25 protein-coding genes are annotated in these 19,896 nt (G+C 67.0%); 16 read left to right on the top strand and 9 right to left on the bottom strand.

Annotation, left to right across the window (positions count from 1 at the left end):
• Positions 1–326: 326 nt before the first annotated feature.
• Positions 327–959 carry a response regulator gene (locus tag AC099J_RS17025; protein ID WP_479616576.1) on the top strand — a complete coding sequence of 211 codons (633 nt, stop codon included), beginning with the start codon at positions 327–329 and terminating at the stop codon, positions 957–959.
• Positions 960–1,021: 62 nt separating this feature from the next.
• Here the strand turns inward: AC099J_RS17025 and AC099J_RS17020 are convergent, their stop codons facing one another.
• The 3 genes from AC099J_RS17020 to AC099J_RS17010 form a co-directional block, all read right to left on the bottom strand.
• A complete protein-coding gene (locus tag AC099J_RS17020) occupies positions 1,022–1,849 on the bottom strand; it encodes a hypothetical protein (RefSeq protein WP_479616464.1) in 828 nt (275 codons plus the stop codon).
• A gap of 31 nt (positions 1,850–1,880) precedes the next feature.
• On the bottom strand, positions 1,881–2,399 hold the full coding sequence (locus AC099J_RS17015) for a disulfide bond formation protein B (protein ID WP_479616575.1): 519 nt from the start codon (positions 2,397–2,399) through the stop codon (positions 1,881–1,883).
• 100 nt (positions 2,400–2,499) lie between these two features.
• A complete protein-coding gene (locus tag AC099J_RS17010; RefSeq protein ID WP_479616463.1) occupies positions 2,500–2,628 on the bottom strand; it encodes a hypothetical protein in 129 nt (42 codons plus the stop codon).
• Between the two features lie 342 nt (positions 2,629–2,970).
• Here AC099J_RS17010 and AC099J_RS17005 point away from each other — a divergent pair, with 342 nt between their 5' ends.
• On the top strand, positions 2,971–3,882 hold the full coding sequence (locus tag AC099J_RS17005) for an MATE family efflux transporter (RefSeq protein WP_479616462.1): 912 nt from the start codon (positions 2,971–2,973) through the stop codon (positions 3,880–3,882).
• Entirely contained in the window at positions 3,883–4,365 is a 483-nt protein-coding gene (locus AC099J_RS17000) for an MATE family efflux transporter (RefSeq protein ID WP_479616574.1), read from the top strand.
• On the opposite strand, the gene AC099J_RS16995 is transcribed toward AC099J_RS17000, so the two are convergent.
• Positions 4,366–4,917, bottom strand: coding sequence for an NADPH-dependent FMN reductase (locus tag AC099J_RS16995; RefSeq protein WP_479616461.1), 552 nt, complete (start codon positions 4,915–4,917; stop codon positions 4,366–4,368).
• A gap of 96 nt (positions 4,918–5,013) precedes the next feature.
• Between AC099J_RS16995 and AC099J_RS16990 the strand changes: the two genes are divergently transcribed.
• The 4 genes from AC099J_RS16990 (at position 5,014) to mnmC (ending at position 8,756) form a co-directional block, all read left to right on the top strand.
• Positions 5,014–5,907 (top strand): DMT family transporter, encoded by an 894-nt coding sequence (locus tag AC099J_RS16990; protein WP_479616460.1) that lies wholly within the window; start codon positions 5,014–5,016, stop codon positions 5,905–5,907.
• 187 nt (positions 5,908–6,094) lie between these two features.
• Positions 6,095–6,583, top strand: a complete 489-nt coding sequence (locus AC099J_RS16985; RefSeq protein WP_479616459.1) for an EVE domain-containing protein — start codon at positions 6,095–6,097, stop codon at positions 6,581–6,583.
• Positions 6,584–6,650: 67 nt separating this feature from the next.
• A complete protein-coding gene (locus tag AC099J_RS16980) occupies positions 6,651–6,920 on the top strand; it encodes an oxidative damage protection protein (protein ID WP_479616458.1) in 270 nt (89 codons plus the stop codon).
• A 3-nt stretch (positions 6,921–6,923) separates the two neighbouring features.
• Positions 6,924–8,756 (top strand): bifunctional tRNA (5-methylaminomethyl-2-thiouridine)(34)-methyltransferase MnmC2/FAD-dependent 5-carboxymethylaminomethyl-2-thiouridine(34) oxidoreductase MnmC1, encoded by a 1,833-nt coding sequence (gene mnmC, locus AC099J_RS16975; protein WP_479616457.1) that lies wholly within the window; start codon positions 6,924–6,926, stop codon positions 8,754–8,756.
• 48 nt (positions 8,757–8,804) lie between these two features.
• Here the strand turns inward: mnmC and AC099J_RS16970 are convergent, their stop codons facing one another.
• The 4 genes from AC099J_RS16970 to AC099J_RS16955 form a co-directional block, all read right to left on the bottom strand.
• On the bottom strand, positions 8,805–10,013 hold the full coding sequence (locus tag AC099J_RS16970) for a branched-chain amino acid ABC transporter substrate-binding protein (RefSeq protein WP_479616456.1): 1,209 nt from the start codon (positions 10,011–10,013) through the stop codon (positions 8,805–8,807).
• A gap of 124 nt (positions 10,014–10,137) precedes the next feature.
• Complete coding sequence (locus AC099J_RS16965) at positions 10,138–10,521, bottom strand: hypothetical protein (protein WP_479616455.1); 384 nt, start codon at positions 10,519–10,521, stop codon at positions 10,138–10,140.
• Between the two features lie 5 nt (positions 10,522–10,526).
• Complete coding sequence (locus tag AC099J_RS16960) at positions 10,527–10,955, bottom strand: DNA polymerase III subunit chi (protein ID WP_479616454.1); 429 nt, start codon at positions 10,953–10,955, stop codon at positions 10,527–10,529.
• Between the two features lie 22 nt (positions 10,956–10,977).
• On the bottom strand, positions 10,978–12,549 hold the full coding sequence (locus tag AC099J_RS16955; protein ID WP_479616453.1) for a leucyl aminopeptidase: 1,572 nt from the start codon (positions 12,547–12,549) through the stop codon (positions 10,978–10,980).
• Positions 12,550–12,573: 24 nt separating this feature from the next.
• On the opposite strand from AC099J_RS16955, the gene lptF reads away from it, so the two are divergent.
• From lptF to AC099J_RS16930, 5 genes are all read left to right on the top strand, one after another.
• Positions 12,574–13,695, top strand: coding sequence for an LPS export ABC transporter permease LptF (gene lptF, locus AC099J_RS16950; RefSeq protein WP_479616452.1), 1,122 nt, complete (start codon positions 12,574–12,576; stop codon positions 13,693–13,695).
• On the top strand, positions 13,692–14,792 hold the full coding sequence (lptG, locus tag AC099J_RS16945) for an LPS export ABC transporter permease LptG (protein ID WP_479616451.1): 1,101 nt from the start codon (positions 13,692–13,694) through the stop codon (positions 14,790–14,792). Before lptF ends, lptG begins: the two co-directional genes overlap by 4 nt.
• A gap of 7 nt (positions 14,793–14,799) precedes the next feature.
• Complete coding sequence (locus AC099J_RS16940) at positions 14,800–15,159, top strand: sirohydrochlorin chelatase (protein WP_479616450.1); 360 nt, start codon at positions 14,800–14,802, stop codon at positions 15,157–15,159.
• A 63-nt stretch (positions 15,160–15,222) separates the two neighbouring features.
• On the top strand, positions 15,223–16,164 hold the full coding sequence (locus AC099J_RS16935; RefSeq protein ID WP_479616449.1) for a CysB family HTH-type transcriptional regulator: 942 nt from the start codon (positions 15,223–15,225) through the stop codon (positions 16,162–16,164).
• Positions 16,165–16,207: 43 nt separating this feature from the next.
• Entirely contained in the window at positions 16,208–17,371 is a 1,164-nt protein-coding gene (locus tag AC099J_RS16930; protein WP_479616448.1) for a pyridoxal phosphate-dependent aminotransferase, read from the top strand.
• A 1-nt stretch (position 17,372) separates the two neighbouring features.
• Here the strand turns inward: AC099J_RS16930 and AC099J_RS16925 are convergent, their stop codons facing one another.
• The gene (locus tag AC099J_RS16925; RefSeq protein ID WP_479616447.1) at positions 17,373–18,344 is read right to left on the bottom strand and encodes a Bug family tripartite tricarboxylate transporter substrate binding protein; all 972 of its coding nucleotides are present in this window, start codon (positions 18,342–18,344) and stop codon (positions 17,373–17,375) included.
• Positions 18,345–18,509: 165 nt separating this feature from the next.
• On the opposite strand from AC099J_RS16925, the gene AC099J_RS16920 reads away from it, so the two are divergent.
• From AC099J_RS16920 to AC099J_RS16905, 4 genes are all read left to right on the top strand, one after another.
• Positions 18,510–18,668: a DUF3309 family protein gene (locus AC099J_RS16920; protein WP_479616446.1), complete on the top strand. Its 159-nt coding sequence runs from the start codon at positions 18,510–18,512 to the stop codon at positions 18,666–18,668.
• Between the two features lie 314 nt (positions 18,669–18,982).
• Positions 18,983–19,282 carry a hypothetical protein gene (locus AC099J_RS16915; RefSeq protein ID WP_479616445.1) on the top strand — a complete coding sequence of 100 codons (300 nt, stop codon included), beginning with the start codon at positions 18,983–18,985 and terminating at the stop codon, positions 19,280–19,282.
• Positions 19,279–19,548, top strand: coding sequence for a translation initiation factor IF-1 (gene infA, locus AC099J_RS16910; RefSeq protein ID WP_479616444.1), 270 nt, complete (start codon positions 19,279–19,281; stop codon positions 19,546–19,548). Before AC099J_RS16915 ends, infA begins: the two co-directional genes overlap by 4 nt.
• Before the next feature lie 18 nt (positions 19,549–19,566).
• The gene (locus AC099J_RS16905) at positions 19,567–19,890 is read left to right on the top strand and encodes an RNA recognition motif domain-containing protein (RefSeq protein WP_479616443.1); all 324 of its coding nucleotides are present in this window, start codon (positions 19,567–19,569) and stop codon (positions 19,888–19,890) included.
• Positions 19,891–19,896 lie beyond the last annotated feature (6 nt).

Below are 19,896 nucleotides of genomic sequence, written 5' to 3'. Positions count from 1 at the left end.
GTGCGTCAGACGGGATGCGCAAGCCTGTCCGCCAGACAGTGGAGAAAACACCGGTAATCGTTCACGTCTTACAGGTCCACGCGCACTTGCTGTCTTCCGCGTGTCACCGCAGCGTCCTACAGTCGGGTTCTGACGGCGGTGCGGCGAGGATCCGTGCCAAGCAGATCGGCAAACTGAGTGTCGGCGCCGTCGCTAACACCCCCCGCTGTGGCCGTTGCCTTGAGCCACAGCGGGGTACAAGTAAGGCCGCTGTCCTACAGACGGACCACAGCGTCGCCAGTACAACTCCCCCGATAGCAACAACACGCTTTGTCGGGAAGAGCCAGATGATCAAAATCGGGATAGTGGATGACCACGCCATCGTTCGCTCGGGGCTGCGGCAGTTCTTTTCAGACCACGTAGATTTGCGCGTGGTCGGCGAAGCTGCAAGCGGTCGCGAGGCGATCGATCTGGTACGCAACACCGAAATGGACGTGTTGCTGATGGATCTGTCCATGCCAGGGCAGACCGGCATCGATGTGCTGGCGATGATCCGTGCGAAGGCGCCGGACTTGGGCATCTTGATCCTGAGCGGATATCCCGAAGAACATTACGCGATGAACCTGATCCGCCAGGGCGCCAGTGGCTACCTGAACAAGGAATGCGACCCGATGGAGATCGTCAATGCGATCCGCACGGTCGCGATGGGTCGGCGTTACATCACCCCAGCTGTGGCCGAGTTGTTGGCGCAGCAGATCAACCGCAAGGGCGACGAAGCGCCGCACGAGCAACTGTCAGAGCGCGAGTTCCAGGTGTTCTTGAAGTTGGCCAAGGGCGAGACGGCTGGCGACATTGCCAAGACGCTGTCGCTGAGTGTGAAGACCGTCAGCACCTACCGGACGCGGTTGATGGAGAAGCTCAATCTGAATTCGAACAGCGACCTGACGTATTACGCACTGAAGAACAAGCTGATCGACTGAAGCGTCGGGCCGCAGGTCTGACGCCACCGCACTGCAACAGGGCCTCGCGCCCTGTTGTGCTTTCAGCCAAAGGGTACGCGCGAGGCCTCGACCACTCTGCGTACGGTGACCGGCAACCGCAAGCTGACACATCCGGGCTCGATGGCCAGATCGATGCCTTCGTCCAGGGCAAGGGCCTGCACATCGCTCCAGCTGAGCAGACGGTAGGCCTTGGCCCGCGCCGCCGGCTGCTGATCGCTGCCCTCGACGAACGACAATGACAACCGCACCCCGGCATCCGTGTCTGGCGACGCCTGCAGCCGCACGTCGCCTGCCGCGGCAGCGCCATCGGTCAGCGCCATGAGGCAGGCCGGCAGCACGCTGCGCAGGGACTTGCGCACCACGAATGCATCGCGCGCATCCAGCGTGGTGGTCACCGTGAAGCCACGAAACGACAGCTCCGTGGCCAGCAGATGAATGCACTCGTCCACCCCCTCGCCCAAACTCACCACATCCGTTTCATTCGGCGGCGCCAGCCAGCCAATCAGTCCGACGCACTCGGCGCTGGCAGAACGCGCCAGCGCACTCATCTCGCTGCTGTTCTTGCGCAGGGCATCCATGTTCGGTTGGGTCGCCTGCACCCGACGCTCGAGCATCGACGACAACATGCCAACCGGTTGCAACGCGCCTGCGATCTGATGCCGGATAGCCGAGCCCATGCGTCGCAAGACGGCGTAGCGAGCCGCTTCGGCCAGCGCGGGGTCGGCCTGCGCGCGCGGCGAATCAAGAGCTTCTTCGGACAGTGCCGCAACGGCCTGCCATGGCGCAGTCGGCATGAACCAAACTCCAGAGTAGGGCAAGCGACGACGGTAGCGCCATTCGTCGCATGTTTGGTCAGGCTTTTGGAGCAACTGCTGTAGTCCGTTGCCGACAGCTGAGGGATCAGTGGAGGAGTGAGCCCGGCGAGCGCCCGCGGACCGCCAGCGCAAGCATCACCAGACTGATCGCGACGAAGCACAGGAAAGACCAGTTGGCGATGGAGCCCCCTAGAAACGTCCAGTCGATGGTCGCGCAATCGCCGCCACCACTGAAGATCATCGGGATCGCGCGCTTGAGCGGGAAGGTTTCGATCATTCCGTAGAAGTCCCGTCCGCAGGACGCGACTTCAGGTGGGTTCCACTGCAGCCAACTCTGGCGCGCCGCCACAAACGCGCCGAAGCCCGCGGTCAGCAGCACCAGGGCCGCGCCACCGACCTGCACCGCCCGCGACTTGAAAAGCGCCGTCGCGCCGGCCAACAGTGCCACGAGCACCAATGCGTAGCGCTGCACGATGCACATGGGGCATGGCTCAAGACCCACGCCGTGCTGCAGATACAGGCCATAGCCGAGCAGCGCGACACACACCAAACTCACCAGAGCCAGCACCCTGCGCGGTGACTGGTCCAACATTCTCATCAACATTCCCATCCCTTCGTGCTTTCCATTCTTGTCAGGCGAGGCCCCGCGGGGCAATGCCGGCAATTGTCTGCGATGGAGATCGAAGGGGCGGTGAAGTTCCCGGTCAGTGCTCAGTCGCGACGCCCGCGGCGGTGGTCATCGCGATCGTCGTCGCGGTCGTGGCCACGGTGGTAACCGCGGCCATGGCCACGGTCGTGCCGTCGGTCGTCTCCGCGGTGGTAGCCGCGACCATGCCCGTCAGGCCGCACCACCACCACGGGCGGTGGCCCCACCACGGCCGGCCCGACGATGACCGGGCGATGGCGCATGTGGCCGGGGCCCACAGGGGCAACGACACAGCCACTCAGGGTGGCAACTGCCACAACAGCAACGAGAGCGAATTTCTTCATGAGGTCCTCCGAGACGATGATCGAGTCCTGCATTCAACGGCCGACGCCTACTTGGGCCGACTGCGGGCAGATGAAGTTTGGTAAAGGCCGGTAGCCGAACGTTCCACGTCGGGGCGCCGGAAACGATGGCCATGATTGCAAACGATATGATGACCATCATTCCACGACTTGCCGAGAGACCGCAGATGCCATTGCCGACAGCCGCGCTGCCTCTCGGGGCCGCCGCCACCGCCGCCCGGGCGCGCTCGGCCCGCCTGTTGCACGGCCCGGTGCTGCCGACCCTCTTGCTGCTGGCGCTGCCCAATCTGGTCATCACGTTGGCGCAGGCAGCGGCCAACTTTCTGGAGAGCTACTTCGTCGGCCTGCTCGGTGTCGATGCGTTGGCCGGCGCGGCGCTGGTGTTCCCGCTCGTCATGCTGATGCAGACCATGTCCAACGGCGGCATCGGCGGCGGCATTTCGTCGGCCATTGCCCGCGCCATCGGGGCCGGCGACCAGGCGTGTGCCGAGGCCCTGGTCTTGCACGCACTGCTGATCGCGCTGGGCTTCGGCATGTTGTGCACTGCGGCCGGCCTGCTAGGCGGGCCGCCGCTGTACCGGGCCATGGGGGCCAGCGAGGCGGTGCAACAGGCCGCGACGGCCTATGCCGGTGTGATCTTCTGCGGCGCCGTGTTCCTCTGGGTGGCCAACGGCATGGCCAGCGTGCTGCGCGGCAGCGGCAACATGGCGTTGCCGGCGCTGGTGCTGTCCGGCGGCGTGGGCGTGCTGCTGCTGGCCTCACCGCTGCTGATCTTCGGCTGGGGGCCGGTGCCCGCACTGGGCATTGCCGGGGCCGGCCTGGCGCTGGTGCTGTACTACGTGGTGGCCTCGGCGGTCATGCTGGCGGCGGTGCTGCGCGGCAGTGGCGGCCTGCGCCTGCACTTCGGCCATCGGCTGCATCCGGCGCTGTTCGGCGACATCCTGGGCGTGGGCGGACCGGCCCTGGTCAACAACATCACGCTGAACCTGTCGGTGCTGACGGCCACGGCGCTCGTCAGCCCTTTGGGCAGCGCGGCGCTGGCGGGGTTTGGGCTGGGCATCCGGCTCGAGTACCTGTAAATTCCCATCGTCTTCGGATTCGGCGCCGCCATGGTCGCGATGGTGGGCATGAACACCGGCGCCGGCCAGCGCGAACGCGCGCGCCGCGTGGCGTGGACAGGCGCACTGTTGGCCGCCGGCATGACCAGCCTGGTCGGCCTGGCAGCGGCGCTGTTCCCGGCGGCTTGGCTGGGGCTGTTCACGCAGGATGCAGAGGCCATCCGCGTGGGCAGCACCTATCTGCGTGTGGTGGGCCCGGCGTATGGGCTGTTCGGCCTGGGCCTGGCGCTGTACTTCGCATCGCAGGGCGCGCGCCGCATGGGCTGGAGCCTGGCGGCAGGCCTGGGCAGGTTGGCCGTGGTGTACGTGGCCGGCACGCTGGTGATGCGCATGGGTGCCGGCCTGCCTGCGTTGCTGGGTGTGATGGTGGCGGCGCTGGCCGTCTACGCCGTGCTGAACGCCTGGCCGTGGCTGGCGCGCGCGCAGGACACCCCGCGCGCTTGATCAAGCCTGGTGCAGCCGCACCCAGGCCGCGTACTGGTCCATCCAGCCTTGCAGGAATTTGCGGCTGGCTTCGCCAATGCTGCCGTCCGCATCGAACAAGCCATCCTTGGCCTGCACGAAGGCCTCGGGCTGGCCCAGGGTGGGCACATCCAGGTAGGCCAGCACATTGCGCAGGTGCTGCTGCGCCAACGCTGTGCCGACGGCGCCCACCGATACGCCGACCACGCCTGCCGGCTTGCCCGCAAACGCGCTCTTGCCGTAGGGGCGCGAGGCGTGGTCGATCGCGTTCTTCAGCACGCCGGGGTAGGAGCGGTTGTACTCGGGCGTCACGAACAGCAGCCCCTGCGCGCCCTGGATCTCGGACTTCAGCCGCAGCACGCTCGCCGCCTGCTGGCCGTCGTCGTCCTGGTTGTAGAGCGGTAGATCGTCGATGCGCAGGTGCTCGAAGCTGAATTCGGCCGGCGCCAATTTCGCCAGGCCGACGGCCAGCTTCTTGTTGAACGAGTCCTTGCGCAGGCTGCCGACGATCACGCCGATCTTGATCTGGGTCATGGTGTTGTCCTTCGGTGTTGGGGAGCGTGCACGATACCGCGCCTGCGAGGCCGTTGCAGGCCAGGGCCACAATGCAGCGCCTTGGACAAGCCACCCATGCACACCACCCCCAGAAGCGGAATCCTGCTGCACATCGCCGGTCTGTGGACGCTGTCCGCGCTGGACGCCACGGGCAAGTACCTGGCCATGGCCGGCGTGCCCATCCTGATGGTGGCCTGGGTGCGCTATAGCGTGCACACGGCGCTGTCCAGCGCGGTGCTGCTGCCGGGCCGCGGCCGGGGCTTGCTGCGCACGCATTCGCTGCGCGGCCAACTGCTGCGGGGGGCGCTGATGATCCTGTCGACCGTGCTGTTCTTCTCGGTGCTCAAGCGCGTGCCGCTGGCCGAGGGCACGGCCATGAACTTCCTGGCGCCGATCTTCCTGATGGCGCTGGCCCCCTGGCTGCTTCGGGAGCGCCACCGGCTGCACCGCTGGTGTGGCGTGGCACTGGGCTTTGCCGGCATGCTGCTGGTGGTGCGGCCCGGCGCCGGGCTCGACCCGGTCGGCGCCGCGCTGGGGCTGGCCACTGCGCTGACCTTCGCCGGCTTTCAGATCGCCACCCGCCGCCTGGCACGCGACGACCCGCTGACCACCAACTACTACGGCGGTCTGATCGGCACCGTGGCGCTGACGCTGGCCCTGCCGTGGTTCTGGCAGACGCCCGATCTGTCACCGCTGCAGTGGGCGCTGCTGCTGTCCACCGGCGTCACCGGTGCCATCGGCCATGGCCTGCAGTCGGCCGCGTATGCGCGCAGCCCCGCCACACTGCTGGCGCCCTACAGCTACCTGCAGATCCTCAGCGCGACGGCATTGGGCTGGCTGGTCTTCGGCCAGCTGCCGGGCGCCACCACGGCGCTGGGCATCGCCTGCATCTGCGCCGCCGGCATTGCCGTCGCACTGATCGAGCGCTGGCAGGGCCGCGTGGCGCGCGCTGCGGCGCAGCCACACTGACAGCAGCGCCCGCCAACACGCCCACGCGTGCAACCACCCGCCATGCGCTTGCCCGGACGGTCTGCTACAGAACGCGTGGGCCACCACGTAGCCGAAGTCTCAAGGCACATCGGGTACAGCGGCTGGCCTGCTGGCTGCTCGATCAACGGCTGTGGCATCCTGCAACCCCACGCATCAGCCCAACGACATGCCCCGCCCCACCCCCCACTACTGGCTGATGAAATCCGAGCCCGACGAGTGCTCGATCGACGATGCGCTGGCCGCACCCGGGCAGACCGTGCCGTGGGTCGGCGTGCGCAACTACCAGGCCCGCAATTTCATGCGCGATGCCATGGCCGTGGGCGATGGGGTCCTGTTCTACCACTCCAGTTGCCCGCAGCCGGGCATCTCCGGCATCGCGCGCGTGGCATCCGAGGTCAAGCCCGACCCGACGCAGTTCGATGCGTCATCGCCCTACCACGATGCCGCCGCCAAGGCCGATGCACCGCGATGGCTGCTGCGCGACGTACAGGCGCTGCGCAAGACGCGGCTGTTGGGACTGGCCGAACTGCGTGCGACCCCGGCACTGGCCGACATGGTGGTGTTGCGGCGCGGCAGCCGGCTGTCAATCACGCCGGTCAGCGCGGAACACTGGGAGCTGATCACCCACGAAATGCTGGGCGCCGACAACGGATAATCCCGCCCTCATTTGCGGGCCGCCGTCGGCCCGACTGCACGCAAGCAAGAACGCAAGGAACAACGACATGGCACGCATGGTGAACTGCATCAAACTCGGCCACGAAGCCGAAGGCCTGGACCTGCCGCCCTACCCCGGCCCGCTCGGCAAGCGCATCTGGGACAGCGTCAGCAAGGAAGCCTGGGCCGCCTGGCTGCGCCAGCAGACGATGCTGATCAACGAGAACAAGCTCAACATGGCCGACCAGCGTGCCCGCCAGTACCTGGCGCGGCAGATGGAGGCCCACTTCTTCGGCGGCGGCGCCGACACCGTGCAGGGCTACGTGCCCCCGACCTGATGCATGTCAGAAGTCGTGCAGTGGTTGGCCGACGGCACGCCCACCAGCCCACGCTTCGCTGACCGCTACCACTCCGAGGCCGGCCAGGGCGTGGCACAGGCCGAGGGCGTGTTCCTCCAAGGCTGCGGTCTGCCGGCCGCCTGGGGCCACCAGCCGTGCTGGACGGTGCTGGAGACCGGCTTCGGCCTGAGCCTCAATTTTCTGGTGACCTGGGCCGCCTGGCGTGCGGACCCGGCACGCTGCGCGCAACTGCATTTCGTCTCGGTCGAGGCCTGGCCGGTCACGGCCGACGACCTGCTGCGCAGCGCCGCCGCCCACCCCGCCCTGCTGCCCTTGGCGCAGGAACTGGTGGCGCAGTACTGGGGCCTGCGCCCCGGCGTGCACCGGTTGCGACTGGACAAAGGGCGCGTGCACCTGACCCTGGCCATCGGCGACGCCCGCACCATGCTGCGTGAGCTGGCGTGCTCGGCCGACGCCGTGTACCTGGACGGCTTCAGCCCGGCGCGCAACCCCGACATGTGGGACCTGACCACGCTCAAGGCCTTGCTGCGCTGCTGCCGCCGCGGCACACGGCTGGCAACGTGGACCATCGCCCGCGCCGTGCGCGACGCGCTGACCCAATGCGGCTTCCAGCTGCAGCGGGTGCCCGGGGTGCCGCCCAAGCGCGATCGGCTTGAGGCCGTCTACGACCCGCCGTGGACGCCGAAGCGGCGCGACGCGGCGCTGCAGGATGCAGGCCCGGCGCCCACGCCCAGCCACTGCGTCGTCGTCGGCGGCGGCCTGGCGGGCGCCAGCGTGGCCTGGCAGATGGCCCGGCGCGGCTGGCAGGTGCAGGTGCTGGATGCTGCTGCGCAGCCGGCGGCGGGCGCGTCTGGCCTGCCGGCGGGCCTGTTCGCGCCGCACGATTCGGTCGACGACACCGTGCTCTCGCAAATCCTGCGCAGCGGCGTGCGCTGCACATTGGCAGTGCTGCACGAACTGCTGGTGCCGGGCCAGGACTACGAAGCCTGCGGCGTGCTGGAGCGCCAGCTCGACCCACAGCGCGCGTACGCCGTTTCCGCCGGCGACATCTGGAGCAGCCCCGCCGACGCGGCGCGCCTGCAGGCGGCTGGCCTGCCCGCTGGCAGCCCGGCCCGCTGGCACGCCACCGGTGGCTGGGTAAGACCGGCACGGCTGGTCGCTGCGCTGCTGCACCACCCCCACATCACATGGTGCGGCCAGGCCGAAGTCGCCGAGCTGGTCGGCGTTGGCGAAGGCTGGGAACTGCGCGACGCGCAGGGCAAAGCGGTGGCCCACGCGCCCGTGGTGGTGGTGGCCGCCGGCATTCACAGCCAGCGCCTGCTGGGCGTAGACATGCGCCTGCAGGCGATCCGCGGCCAGTTGAGCTACGGCGCCCAGACCGATGCCACGCCCCGGCCACCCTGGCCCGTCAATGGCCACGGCCACTTCATCCCCAGGGCGCAGAGCGACGACGGCCCGATCTGGCTGGCCGGTGCCAGCTTCCACCGCGACGACACGGACGCCACGCTGCGGGCCGAAGAGCAGCGCTACAACCTCGCACGCCTGGCTGAGCTGCTGCCAGGTGCGGCGCACCGGCTGACTGATGCAGCCGTGCACGACTGGGCCGGCGTGCGCTGCGCCGCACGCGACCGGCTACCACTGGCCGGCCCCATCGACCCGGTGGCGCGCCCTGGGCTGTGGTTGCACACGGCGATGGGCGCGCGCGGCCTGAGTCTGGCGCTGCTGTCGGCCGAGCTGCTGGTGGCGCGCATGCACCACGAGCCGCTGGCCCTGCCCTGGCGACTGGTGGCCGCGCTCGACCCGCGCCGTACATGAAAAAAGGCCCCGAAGGGCCTTTTCGAAATGTGGCGCAAGGCCAGTGCCTCAGCGCACCACAGCCAGTTGCTCGCGCACACCGCCCTTGTACGTGTACAGGGTCAGCGCACCGTTCTTGATGTCGCCCTTTTCGTCGAAGGCGATGTTGCCGGTGATGCCCTTGTATTCGATCTTGGCCAGCTCAGGCAGGTACTTGGCGGGGTCTTCAGAGCCAGCCTTCTGCATGGCCGTGGCGACCAGCTTCACGGCGTCGTACACGTAGGGCGCGTACAGCTTCACGTCGACGTTGTTCTTGGTCTGAAAATCAGCCTTGAACTTGTCCAGACCGGGCTTCAGATCGCCGTCGACACCGCCAGCTTCAGCGCAGACGACCTGGTCGTCGCCCAACGCATCGCCGGCCAACTTGGCCAGCTCGTTGGTGCAGATGCCGTCGCCACCCATGAACTTGACGGTGATGCCCAGTTGCTTGGCCTGGCGCAGCATCGGGCCGGCCACAGCGTCCATGCCGCCGTAGAACAGCACGTCGGGCTTGGCGGCCTTGAGCTTGGTCAGGATGGCGTTGAAGTCGGTGGACTTGTCGGTCGTGAACTCGTGGCCGCCGATGGCGCCGCCTGCGGCCTTGACGGCCTTCTCGAATTCTTCGGCCACGCCCTGGCCATAGGCCGTGCGGTCGTCGATCACCACCACGGACTTGCCCTTGAGGTCGTTGATGGCGTACTTGCCCAGCGTGCTGCCCAGGTGCACGTCATCGGCCACCACGCGGAACGCGGTCTTGAAGCCCTGGCGGGTGTACTTGGGGTTGGTGGCGGAGGGCGAGATCTGCGGAATGCCGGCGTCGCTGTAGATCTTGGACGCGGGAATGGTGGTGCCCGAATTCAGGTGGCCGATGACGGCGTGGACTTTGCTGTCGACCAGCTTCTGGGCAACCGAGGTGCCCTGCTTCGGATCGGCGGCATCGTCTTCAGCCAGCAGTTCGAACTTGGCGGTCTTCTCGCCGATCTTGAAGCCGGCGGCATTGAGCTCATCGATGGCCATGCGGGCGCCGAGTTCGTTGTCCTTGCCCAGGTGGGCGATGGCGCCGCTGGTCGGGCCGACGTGACCGATGCGCACGGTGACCGTCTCGCCTGCAGGCGCCGCTGCCGGCGCGGCGGCAGCAGGCGCTGCTGCCGGCGCGGCTGCGGGGGCTGGCTCTTCCTTCTTGCCGCAAGCGGCGACCATCATGGCGGCCAGGGCGATCGCTGTCCATTTCAACTGCATAAATTCTCCAAACAGGAAAAAAAGGGTACCGGTTTATACCTTGTCACATGAGCAATTAGCGGGCCAAGTTGGGCGCCAGCGCGAAAAACTAGGGCGATCGACAGCATCGAAAACCCGCAGAGATTCAACCCGACTGGCGCGCCGCGAGCTCGGCCGCCACGGCTTGCGACACCGCCTGGCGCACCACGAACTCGATCTCCTCGCGCAGGCGCGGCACCAGGCTCTGCGTGTGCTGCAACACCATGGTGGCCACGGCATCGTGCAGCTGCTGCTCCAGCGACACGTCGACGCGCTGCATCACACGGTGGATCAACTGGTCTTCCAGACCTTCCAGCCTTTCATGCGGCACGGCCGCTGAGGCCGCTGGGGCCGCTGGGGCCGAAGGAGCAGCAGCTGCCCAGCCCGGCAGGCCACCCGTCTGCACCGCCGCCGGCGCCTCGTCCGCCGGCACGACCTCGGTCAGCACCGGCACGAAGCGCGGTGGAATGCGTGGCGAAAGCGGATCCATCGCGGCTACTCCTTGAGCTGCAGGTCGTGCCGAACGATGGCGTAGCCGCGCGAGGCGTAGTGGCGCCAGCGCAGGCGGGCCTGTGCGCGGTCGTCCGGATCATTGCTGACGACTTCGATCAGCCGCTCGAACCGCTCGAAGCCCTCGGGCACCCCGTCGCCCAGGTTCACCAGCACCTGATGGTGCGGCGCCTGCTGCGGGTCTGCCGCCAGCACCACAGGCGTGGCCTGCAAGACGGCGGCGGGGCTGGCGACCATGCAGTGGGGCACGAAGTCCAGCGCCGAGAAAGTCCACAGCTGCTGGTCCAGCGCGCGCAGCGTGTCTGGCGCTGCCGTCACCACCAGGCGGCGCCCGCCCTTCACGGCCTTGCGCGACAGCCGGCAGGCGTAGGCCGACTTGTCGGGCGCGTTGAAGTGAAAGGCGATCTCGGTCACGGCGTGCGCGTCGGTCGGCCGCTCACACCGCGCCTGCCTGGCGGCGCCTGCGGGTCGGCGCAGGCACCGGTACGGCAATCTTGGCCGACACTTTCGGTGCCACCTTGGCGGGGGCACGCCTGGCGCGCGGCGCCGGTGCAGCCTGGGCCGGCGCAGCGCCGGTGCCCTGCTGACCCAGCAGGTAGGCCAGCAGCAGGCCGACCGGGCGGCCCGTAGAGCCCTTCGCACCACCGCCCTTCCAGGCTGTGCCGGCGATGTCCAGATGCGCCCAGGGGTACTTGCCGGCGAAGCGCTGCAGAAACTTGGCGGCGGTGACGGCACCGCCGGCGCGGCCGGCCACGTTGGCCACGTCCGCGAAGTTGGTCTTCAGGCCCTCGGCGTATTCGTCGTCCAGCGGCAAGCGCCAGCACGGGTCCAGCGCAGCCTCGCCCGCCGCCAGCAGCGCAGTGGCCAGTGCGTCGTTGGTCGAAAACAGCCCGCTGCGCACGCCGCCCAGTGCCACCACGCAGGCGCCCGTCAGCGTGGCGATGTCGATCACGGCACTGGCCTTGAAACGCTCGGCATAGGTCAGCGCGTCGCACAGGATCAGCCGGCCCTCAGCGTCGGTGTTCAGGATCTCGATGGTCTGCCCGCTCATGCTCGTGACCACGTCACCGGGCTTGATGGCGCGGCTGCCCGGCATGTTCTCGCAGCTCGGGATCAGGCCCACGACGTTGATCTTGGGCTGGATCTCGGCCAGCGCACGAAACACGCCCAGCACGCTGGCGGCGCCGCACATGTCGAATTTCATTTCGTCCATCTCGCCGGCTGGCTTGATGGAGATGCCGCCAGTGTCGAACGTGATGCCCTTGCCCACCAGCACCGTCGGCGCCACGCTGCGGGCCGCACCTTCATAGCGAAGCACGATGAAGCGCAGCGGCTCTTGCGAGCCCTGGGCCACAGCAGCAAACGAGCCCATGCCCAGCTTGTCGACCTCCTTGGGGCCCAGCACTTCGCAGCGGATGCCCGTGTGCCGCGCCAAGGATCTGGCTGCACCGGCCAGCATGGTCGGCGTGGCATGGTTGCCGGGGCGGTTGCCCCATTCCTTGGCCATCTCGACGCCTGCCACCAGACCCACGGTCTGGTCGAACGCGGTGCGTGCGGCGCGCACATCGGCCACGGCCACAGTGACCTGGTCCAGCTTGCGGCCCTCGGGCTTGGACTTGGTGGCCGTATAGACGTAGGTCCCGTCGGCCACCGTCGCGATGGCGGCGCGCATGGCGGCCTCGGTCCACGGGCCAGCGCTGCACAGCAGCAGCCGCTTGGCGGTGCGCAGCGCGCCGATGCCGGCGCTGACGGCCTGGCGCACGTGGCGTGCCGAGCCATCGCCCACGCTGGCCAGCACCACGCGTGTGGCGCCCAGACCGGCGGGCCTGTAGCTGGTCAGGGTCTTGCCTGGCTTGGCGTCGAGGTCGCCGGCCTTGCGCGCCTGGGCGATCCAGGCCGACAGCACATCGCTGCCGGGCTTGAAGTCCTCGGGCACCAGCACCAGCAATGCGTCGACCTTGTAGGCGGCACATCCCGCAGCGTCCAGGGACTTGAGTTCAAAGTTCATAATTCGGCCTTTTTTGCGGCGGCGATGTTATTCCATTCCTCTATACGCAAGGAGTTGGCCAGGGGCTTCGGCGCCACCTTCGTCGCCTTGATCACCATCGTGCTGACGATGCTGCTGATCCAGACGCTGCGCCTGGCCTCGCGCGGCCGTGTCAATCCTTCGGACGTCATGCAGGTGCTGGGTTACACCATTTTGGGGCACCTGCCGACCATCCTGACGCTGAGTCTGTTCGTGGCTGCCGTCGCCACCCTGTCACGCATGTACCGCGAAAGCGAGATGGTGATCTGGTTCTCGGCCGGTCATGGCTTGATGCGGCTGATCTCGCCGCTGCTGCGCTTTTCCTGGCCAGTGCTGCTGGTGGTGGCCAGCATGGCGCTGCTGGTGTGGCCTTGGGCGAACCAGCAGATCCAGGAGCTGCGCACGCGCTTCGAGCAGCGCAGCGACATCGAACGCGTGACGCCCGGGCAGTTCCAGGAATCGGCCAACGGCAGCCGCGTGTTCTTCGTCGACAAGGATTCGCCGGACGACCAGATCGGCAGCAACGTGTTCGTCTCGGCCACGGACAAGGACCGCGAGTCCGTGACATCGGCCCGCACGGCGCGTGTCGAGATCCGCGGCGACGACCGCTTCCTGCTGCTCGGCAAGGGCCAGCGGCTGGAGCAATCGACCAATCGGCCGGGGCTGCGCATCAGCGAGTTCGAGGAATACGGCACCCGCATCGGCGACAGCCCGGCCGGTGCCGTCGACCGTGTGAACCCGCGCACCTTGTCCACCATGGCGTTGCTGGCCGCCCCCACGCCAGAGAACCAGGGCGAGCTGTCCTGGCGCATCGGCTTTGCCATCGCTGCGGTGAACTTCCTGCTGGTCGCGCTGGTACTGGCCGCCGGCAACGCGCGCTCGGCGCGTAGCACCAACCTGGTCATGGCCTTGTTCGCCTTCGTCATCTATTACAACTTGATCAACCTGGGCCAAAACTGGATTGCCAACGGCCGCGTCGGCTTGGGCGCCTATCTCGTGATGCTGCACGGCGGCGTGCTGGCGCTCACGCTGCTGGCGCTGCTGGCCAAGCACCACCGCTTCAGCCTGATCGGCTGGTGGCGGCGCAGCCGCCGTGCAAACGCCGCCCAACGGGAGCAAGCCGCATGAAAACCATCCGCCGCCTGATCTACAAGGAGCAGCTGAGTGCCGTGGGCTTCGTCACGTTGGGCTTTTTGGCGCTGTTCTTCTTCTTCGATTTCGTGGACGAGCTGTCGGACGTGGGGCGCTACGGTGCGGCCGGCTACCAGCTGACGCATGCGCTGCTGTACGTGACGCTGCTGATCCCCAACCACCTGTACGAGCTGCTGCCGATCACGCTCTTGATCGGCACCATCTTCGTGATGGCGCGCCTGGCGCAAAGCTCCGAATACACCATTTTGCGCACCAGCGGCCTGGGGCCGTGGCGGGCCCTGGGCACACTGCTGTCGCTGGGCGCGGTGTTCGTGGTGTTGACCTTTGCCGTCGGCGACTACGTGGCGCCGCTGACGGACCGCGCGGCCCAGCTGCTCAAGGCGCGCTACCAGGGCCGCATCACCATCGGCCAGACCGGCGCCTGGCTCAAGGAACGCCAGCAGGACCATTCCTACGCCGCCAACGTCGGCGCTCTTTCGCCCAACGGCGACATGCAGAAGGTCCGCATCTTCGAGTTCGATGCGCACAACGTGTTGCTGTCGACCATCCGCGCCGAAAACGCCCGGTTCGGCGCTGACGGCTGGGAGCTGGAGAACGTGCAGCGCACCCGTTACCTGCAAAGCGACACGCAGGCCAGCATCGACCGCCAGCAGCTGCCCACCCTGCGCTGGCCGACCGGCATCACCTACGAGATGGTGACCACCGCGCTGCTCAAACCCGACCGCATGCGCACCATCGACCTGTTCCAGTACATCCAGCACCTGAACGCCAACCAGCAGTCGGCGCAGCGCTTCGAGATCGAGTTCTGGCGCAAGGTGTTCTACCCGCTGAGTTGCGTGGTCATGGTGGTGCTGGCGCTGCCCTTCGCCTATCTGCATTTCCGGCAGACTGGCATCGCCGGCTATGTGTTCGGCGGTGTCATGGCGGGCATCAGCTTCTTCCTGCTGAACAACGTGTTCGGCTACATCGGCAACCTGCAGAACTGGCAGCCCTGGCTGACGGCGGCGGCGCCGGGCCTCATTTATTCCATGGCATCGCTGGCCGCGTTCGGCTGGCTGGTGCTGAGGAGGTAAGGCAAGCATGCAAGCGATCATCCTGTTCGGCCACGGCTCGCGCGATCCGCTCTGGCGCGCGCCGATCGAAGCCGTGGCCGCGCGCACCGCGCAGCGGTCGCCGCAGTGCCAGGTGCGCTGCGCCTACCTCGAACTGTGCGAACCCGATCTGCCCGCCACGGTGGACGCGCTGGTGGCCGAAGGTGCCACGCGCATCCGCGTCGTCCCCATGTTCCTGGGCGTGGGCCGCCATGCGCGCGAAGACCTACCCCTGCTGCTTGCGGAGCTGCGGGCGCGACACCCCGCCATCACGCTGGAATCTCAAGGGGCCATCGGCGAACATCCGCGCATGCTGGAACTGATGGCGGAGCTGGCCGGCGCGCCCTGAACCGGCGCCGCTTCTATAGATCGCCCAGTTCATAATGAAGTTCATCGTTAGTCGATATTCACTATGAACTTGCACCAGTTTCGTTTTGTCCAGGAAGCCGCGCGGCGCAACTTGAACCTGACGGAGGCCGCCAAGGCGCTGCACACTTCGCAGCCCGGTGTGTCCAAGGCCATCATCGAGTTGGAAGAAGAGCTGGGCATCGAGATCTTCGCCCGCCACGGCAAGCGCTTGAAGCGCATCACCGAGCCCGGCCAGCACGTGCTGCGCAGCATCGAGCTGATCATGCGCGAGGTCGGCAACTTGAAGCGCATCGGTGAGCAGTTCAGCGCCGAAGACAGCGGCACCCTGTCGATCGCCACCACCCATACACAGGCGCGCTACGTGTTGCCGGTACCGGTGGCCAAGCTGCGCGAGGCCTACCCCAAGGTCAACGTCAGCCTGCACCAGGGCGCGCCCGACCAGGTGGCGCGCATGCTGATCGACGAGGTGGCCGAGATCGGCATCGCCACCGAATCGCTGTCCAACTACACCGAGCTGCTGACGCTGCCCTGCTACGAATGGCAGCATGTGGTGGTGCTGCCGCAGGACCACAGGCTGGCGCAGAAAGAGCGGCTGACGCTCGAAGACATTGCGGCCGAGCCCATCATCACCTACCACCCGTCCTTCACCGGCCGCACGCGCATCGACCAGGCCTTCGCGCAGCGCCACCTCACGCCGCGCATCGCGCTGGAGGCGATCGACTCGGACGTCATCAAAACTTATGTGCGGCTGGGCCTGGGCATCGGCATCGTGGCCGAGATGGCGGTGCGCGACGACACCAACACCGACCTGGTGGTGCGGCCGGGCGGGCAATTGTTCGGCGTCAACATCGCGCGCGTGGCCTTCAAGCGCGGCGCCTACCTGCGCAACTTCGTCTACCGCTTCGCCGAGCTGCTGAGCGACCGGCTGGACCGCCACCTGGTGGCCAAGGCCATGGCTGGACACGGCAACGACTATGAGCTGTAAGCGCACCCACGCTGGCCCTTGAACCCGATTCCCGCTGAACACCATGACCATCGAACCGCGCACCCCCACCATCCAGAGCAAGCTGCCCAAGGTCGGCACCACCATCTTCACCGTGATGTCGGCGCTGGCGACCGAGAAAGGCGCCGTCAACCTCGGCCAGGGTTTCCCGGATTTTCCGTGCGACCCGCAACTGGTGGAGGCGGTGCACGTTGCCATGCAGCAGGGACTGAACCAATACCCGCCGATGGCCGGTGTGCTGTCGCTGCGCGAAGCGGTGGCTGGCAAGATCGATGCGCTGCACGGCAAGCGCTACAGCGCGCAGGACGAGATCACCATCACTGCCGGTGCGACGCAGGCGATCCTCACGGCCATCCTGGCGATCGTGCGGCCGGGTGACGAGGTCATCGTGCTGGAGCCCTGTTACGACAGCTACGTGCCCAACATCGAACTGGCCGGCGGCACCGTGGTGCGCGTGCCGCTGACGCCCGGCACGTTCCGCCCCGACTTCGACAAGATCGCCGCCGCGATGACGCCACGCACGCGCGCCATCCTGGTCAACTCGCCGCACAACCCCAGCGCCACCATCTGGTCGCAGGCGGACATGCTCAGGCTGCAGGACCTACTGGCGCCGACCGACATCTTCCTGATCAGCGACGAGGTCTACGAGCACATGGTGTTCGACGGCCGCCAGCACGAAAGCGCGGCGCGCTTTCCCGGCCTGGCCGCGCGCGCCTTCGTCATCTCCAGCTTCGGCAAGACCTACCACGTCACGGGCTGGAAGGTCGGCGTGGTGGCGGCCCCCGCTGCGCTCACGGCCGAGTTCCGCAAGGTGCACCAGTTCAACGTGTTCACCGTCAACACGCCGGTGCAGCACGGCTTGGCCCACTACATGGCCGAGCCGCAACGCTACCTGGAGCTGCCGGCCTTCTACCAGCGCAAGCGCGACCTGTTCCGCGAAGGGTTGGCGAAGACGCGCTTCAAGCTCATGCCCAGCGAAGGCAGCTTCTTCCAGTGCGTGGACATCTCGCAGGTCAGCGACTTGAGCGAAGCCGACTTCTGCCTGTGGCTGACGTCGGAGATCGGGGTGGCGGCGATCCCGCTGTCGGTGTTCTACGACAGCGGCTTCGACCAGCGCGTGGTGCGGTTCTGCTATGCTAAGCAGGATGCGACGCTGACCACCGCGCTGGAGCGGTTGTCCAAGCTGTAGTTCAGCTTTTCATCGCCATTCCCAGGCGCTCGATCGTCGATTTCTCCGCCGCGTAGCTGTCGCGCGCGAACCGCGTGTAGTCCTCGGTGTTCTTGTAGATGATCGTCTGGTCGAACTTGTCGAAGGTGGCCAACACGGCCGGGTCTTCCAAGGTCTTGCGGAAGGTGTCGTGCAGCGTACGCACGATGGCCGGGTCCATGCCCTTGGGCCCGCAGACACCGAAGGGCGAGTCCGACACCGTCTGGTAGCCGAGCTCATCCAGGGTCGGCACGTTCGGCCAGCGCTTGGTGCGCTTGCTGCCGTAGGTGGCCAGCAGACGCAGCTTGCCGGACTCCACATGCGGCCCCCAGCCGGTGGCGTCGCTGGCCGACATCACGTGGCCGCCCAGCACGGCTTGCATGTTGTCGGCGTTGCCCTTGAAGGGCACGTTCAGCAGCTTGATGCCGGCGCGCTGCGCGAACTCTTCCATCGCCAGGTGCGGGCTGGTGCCGGCACCGGTATGGCCGTAGCTCAACTTCTCGGGGTTGGCGCGGGCGTAGTCGACGTAGTCCTTGACGCTCTTGATCGGCGAACTCTCCGGCACCACCAGGCCGAACGTGTAGCCCGTGAGGCAGGCGATCCACGTGAAGTCCTTCTGCACGTCGAACGACACCTTCTGCATGTGCGGGATGCGGAACACACCGTGCGGCAGTTGGGACACGACATAGCCGTCGGGCCTGGCGTTGGCCAGTTCCACGGCGCCGAACGTGCCGCCGGCACCCGGCTTGTTCTCCACCACGAACGTGGCGCCGAGGATGCGGCCGGCGCTCTCTGCAAGGGAGCGGATCACAGCATCGGTCGACCCGCCTGCCGGCCACGGGCAGATGTAGCGGATGGGTCGGCTCGGATAGGCCTGGGCACGCAGCACAGCCGGCATGGCAGCGGCGACCAAAACGCCGGAGGAACGGACCAAGAATGATCGACGGTTACGCATGGGCAGTCTTCCTTCGCCAAGAGTGTGGGAGGCCGCAGCTTAGGGACAAAGACGGGGCGAACCCCGTAGGAAAACCCTCACCATGCGACGGGCACGAGGCCGGCTGACGGCCCGCCCACACACCCCCACCATCGGCCCATCACAACTACATCTCCGAGGCCCATCATGTCGCTATCCCTCATCTTGCTGATCGTGCTCGTCCTGCTGCTGATCGGCGCGTTGCCCTCCTGGAACCACAGCAGGTCCTGGGGCTATGTACCTAGTGGGGGCCTGGGTTTGGTACTGGTCGTCGTGATCATCCTGATGCTGATGGGACGCATCTGACCCGGAGCCCGCCGCACACCGCTTGGCAAATGTTCAGTAGCCAAAGATGGCGGGCGGGCTCCGACCGCTCCTTTGACCTTGTTTGTGCGCGGCAAAAGCAAGTGCCTGGGATTTAGTGCACGCAGTGCGCGTACAATCGCGCTTCTGCCAAGACGTGCTCTCCAACGCGGCAGCAGTCGTTCGACATGCCCAAGCCCCCATTGCGGGCCCATGCCAAGCCTCAATGACCGGCCCCGCCCGGCTCCTCCAGGCTGTCGACCTCCTCTCCAAGGCGAGCTTACCTTGTCGGCCTAATTGCCGACACCCTCCCCCCAATGCGCGCCAACTCGAGCAGAGTGCGCGGCTTCATGATTCATTCCAACAGTACCGTTTCGCTCGGCAAGTTTCTGATTTCTCCCCTCGTCCGCGTGACCGATGACGGCGCCTATGCCGCCTCCGTGTCCATTCGCAGCGGTCGTGGCAGCGGCACCCATGACAGGGTCGTGCGCTTGACTGGCAGATTCCCCTCGCACGAGAGCGCCCGTTGCCATGCGCTTGCGCAGGGCTACGACTTCATCCGGCCGCGCCTTGCTGCGTCGGCCATCCCTCCATCCCCGTTCCAGGCAGCTGAATGAGCAAAGAAGAACTGATCGAGATGCGCGGCAAGGTGGCCGAAGTGCTGCCGGACTCGCGCTTTCGCGTGACGCTGGACAACGGCCATTCGCTGGTCGCCTACACCGGCGGCAAGATGCGCAAGCACCGCATCCGCATTCTGGCGGGCGACAACGTTTCTCTGGAACTGTCGCCCTACGACCTCACCAAGGGACGGATCACCTTCCGGCACCTTGAAACCCGCTCCGCTTCGCCGGCGCGACCCTCCCGCCCTCCCTATCAACGTTAAACCCCCCAAAGGACACACATGAGCACCCGTATCTACGTAGGCAATCTGGCTTACAGCATCACCAACGACTCCCTGCGCGAGCAGTTCTCCGCTTTCGGCGACGTCGCTTCCGCACAAGTCATGATGGACCGCGACAGCGGCCGCTCCAAGGGCTTCGGCTTTGTGGAAATGGGCTCGGCCCAAGAAGCCGAAGCCGCCATCCGCGGTTTGAACGGCATGTCCGTCGACGGCCGCGCGCTGACCGTCAACGAAGCACGCCCCCGTGAAGAAGGCGGCCGTTCCGGCGGCGGTGGCGGCGGTGGTGGCGGTTCGCGCAACTACGGCGGTGGCCGCGGCTACTGATCCATC

Source organism: Rhodoferax sp. RT4P68, from assembly GCF_056521305.1.
This window is presented reverse-complemented; position numbering and strand designations above follow the sequence as displayed.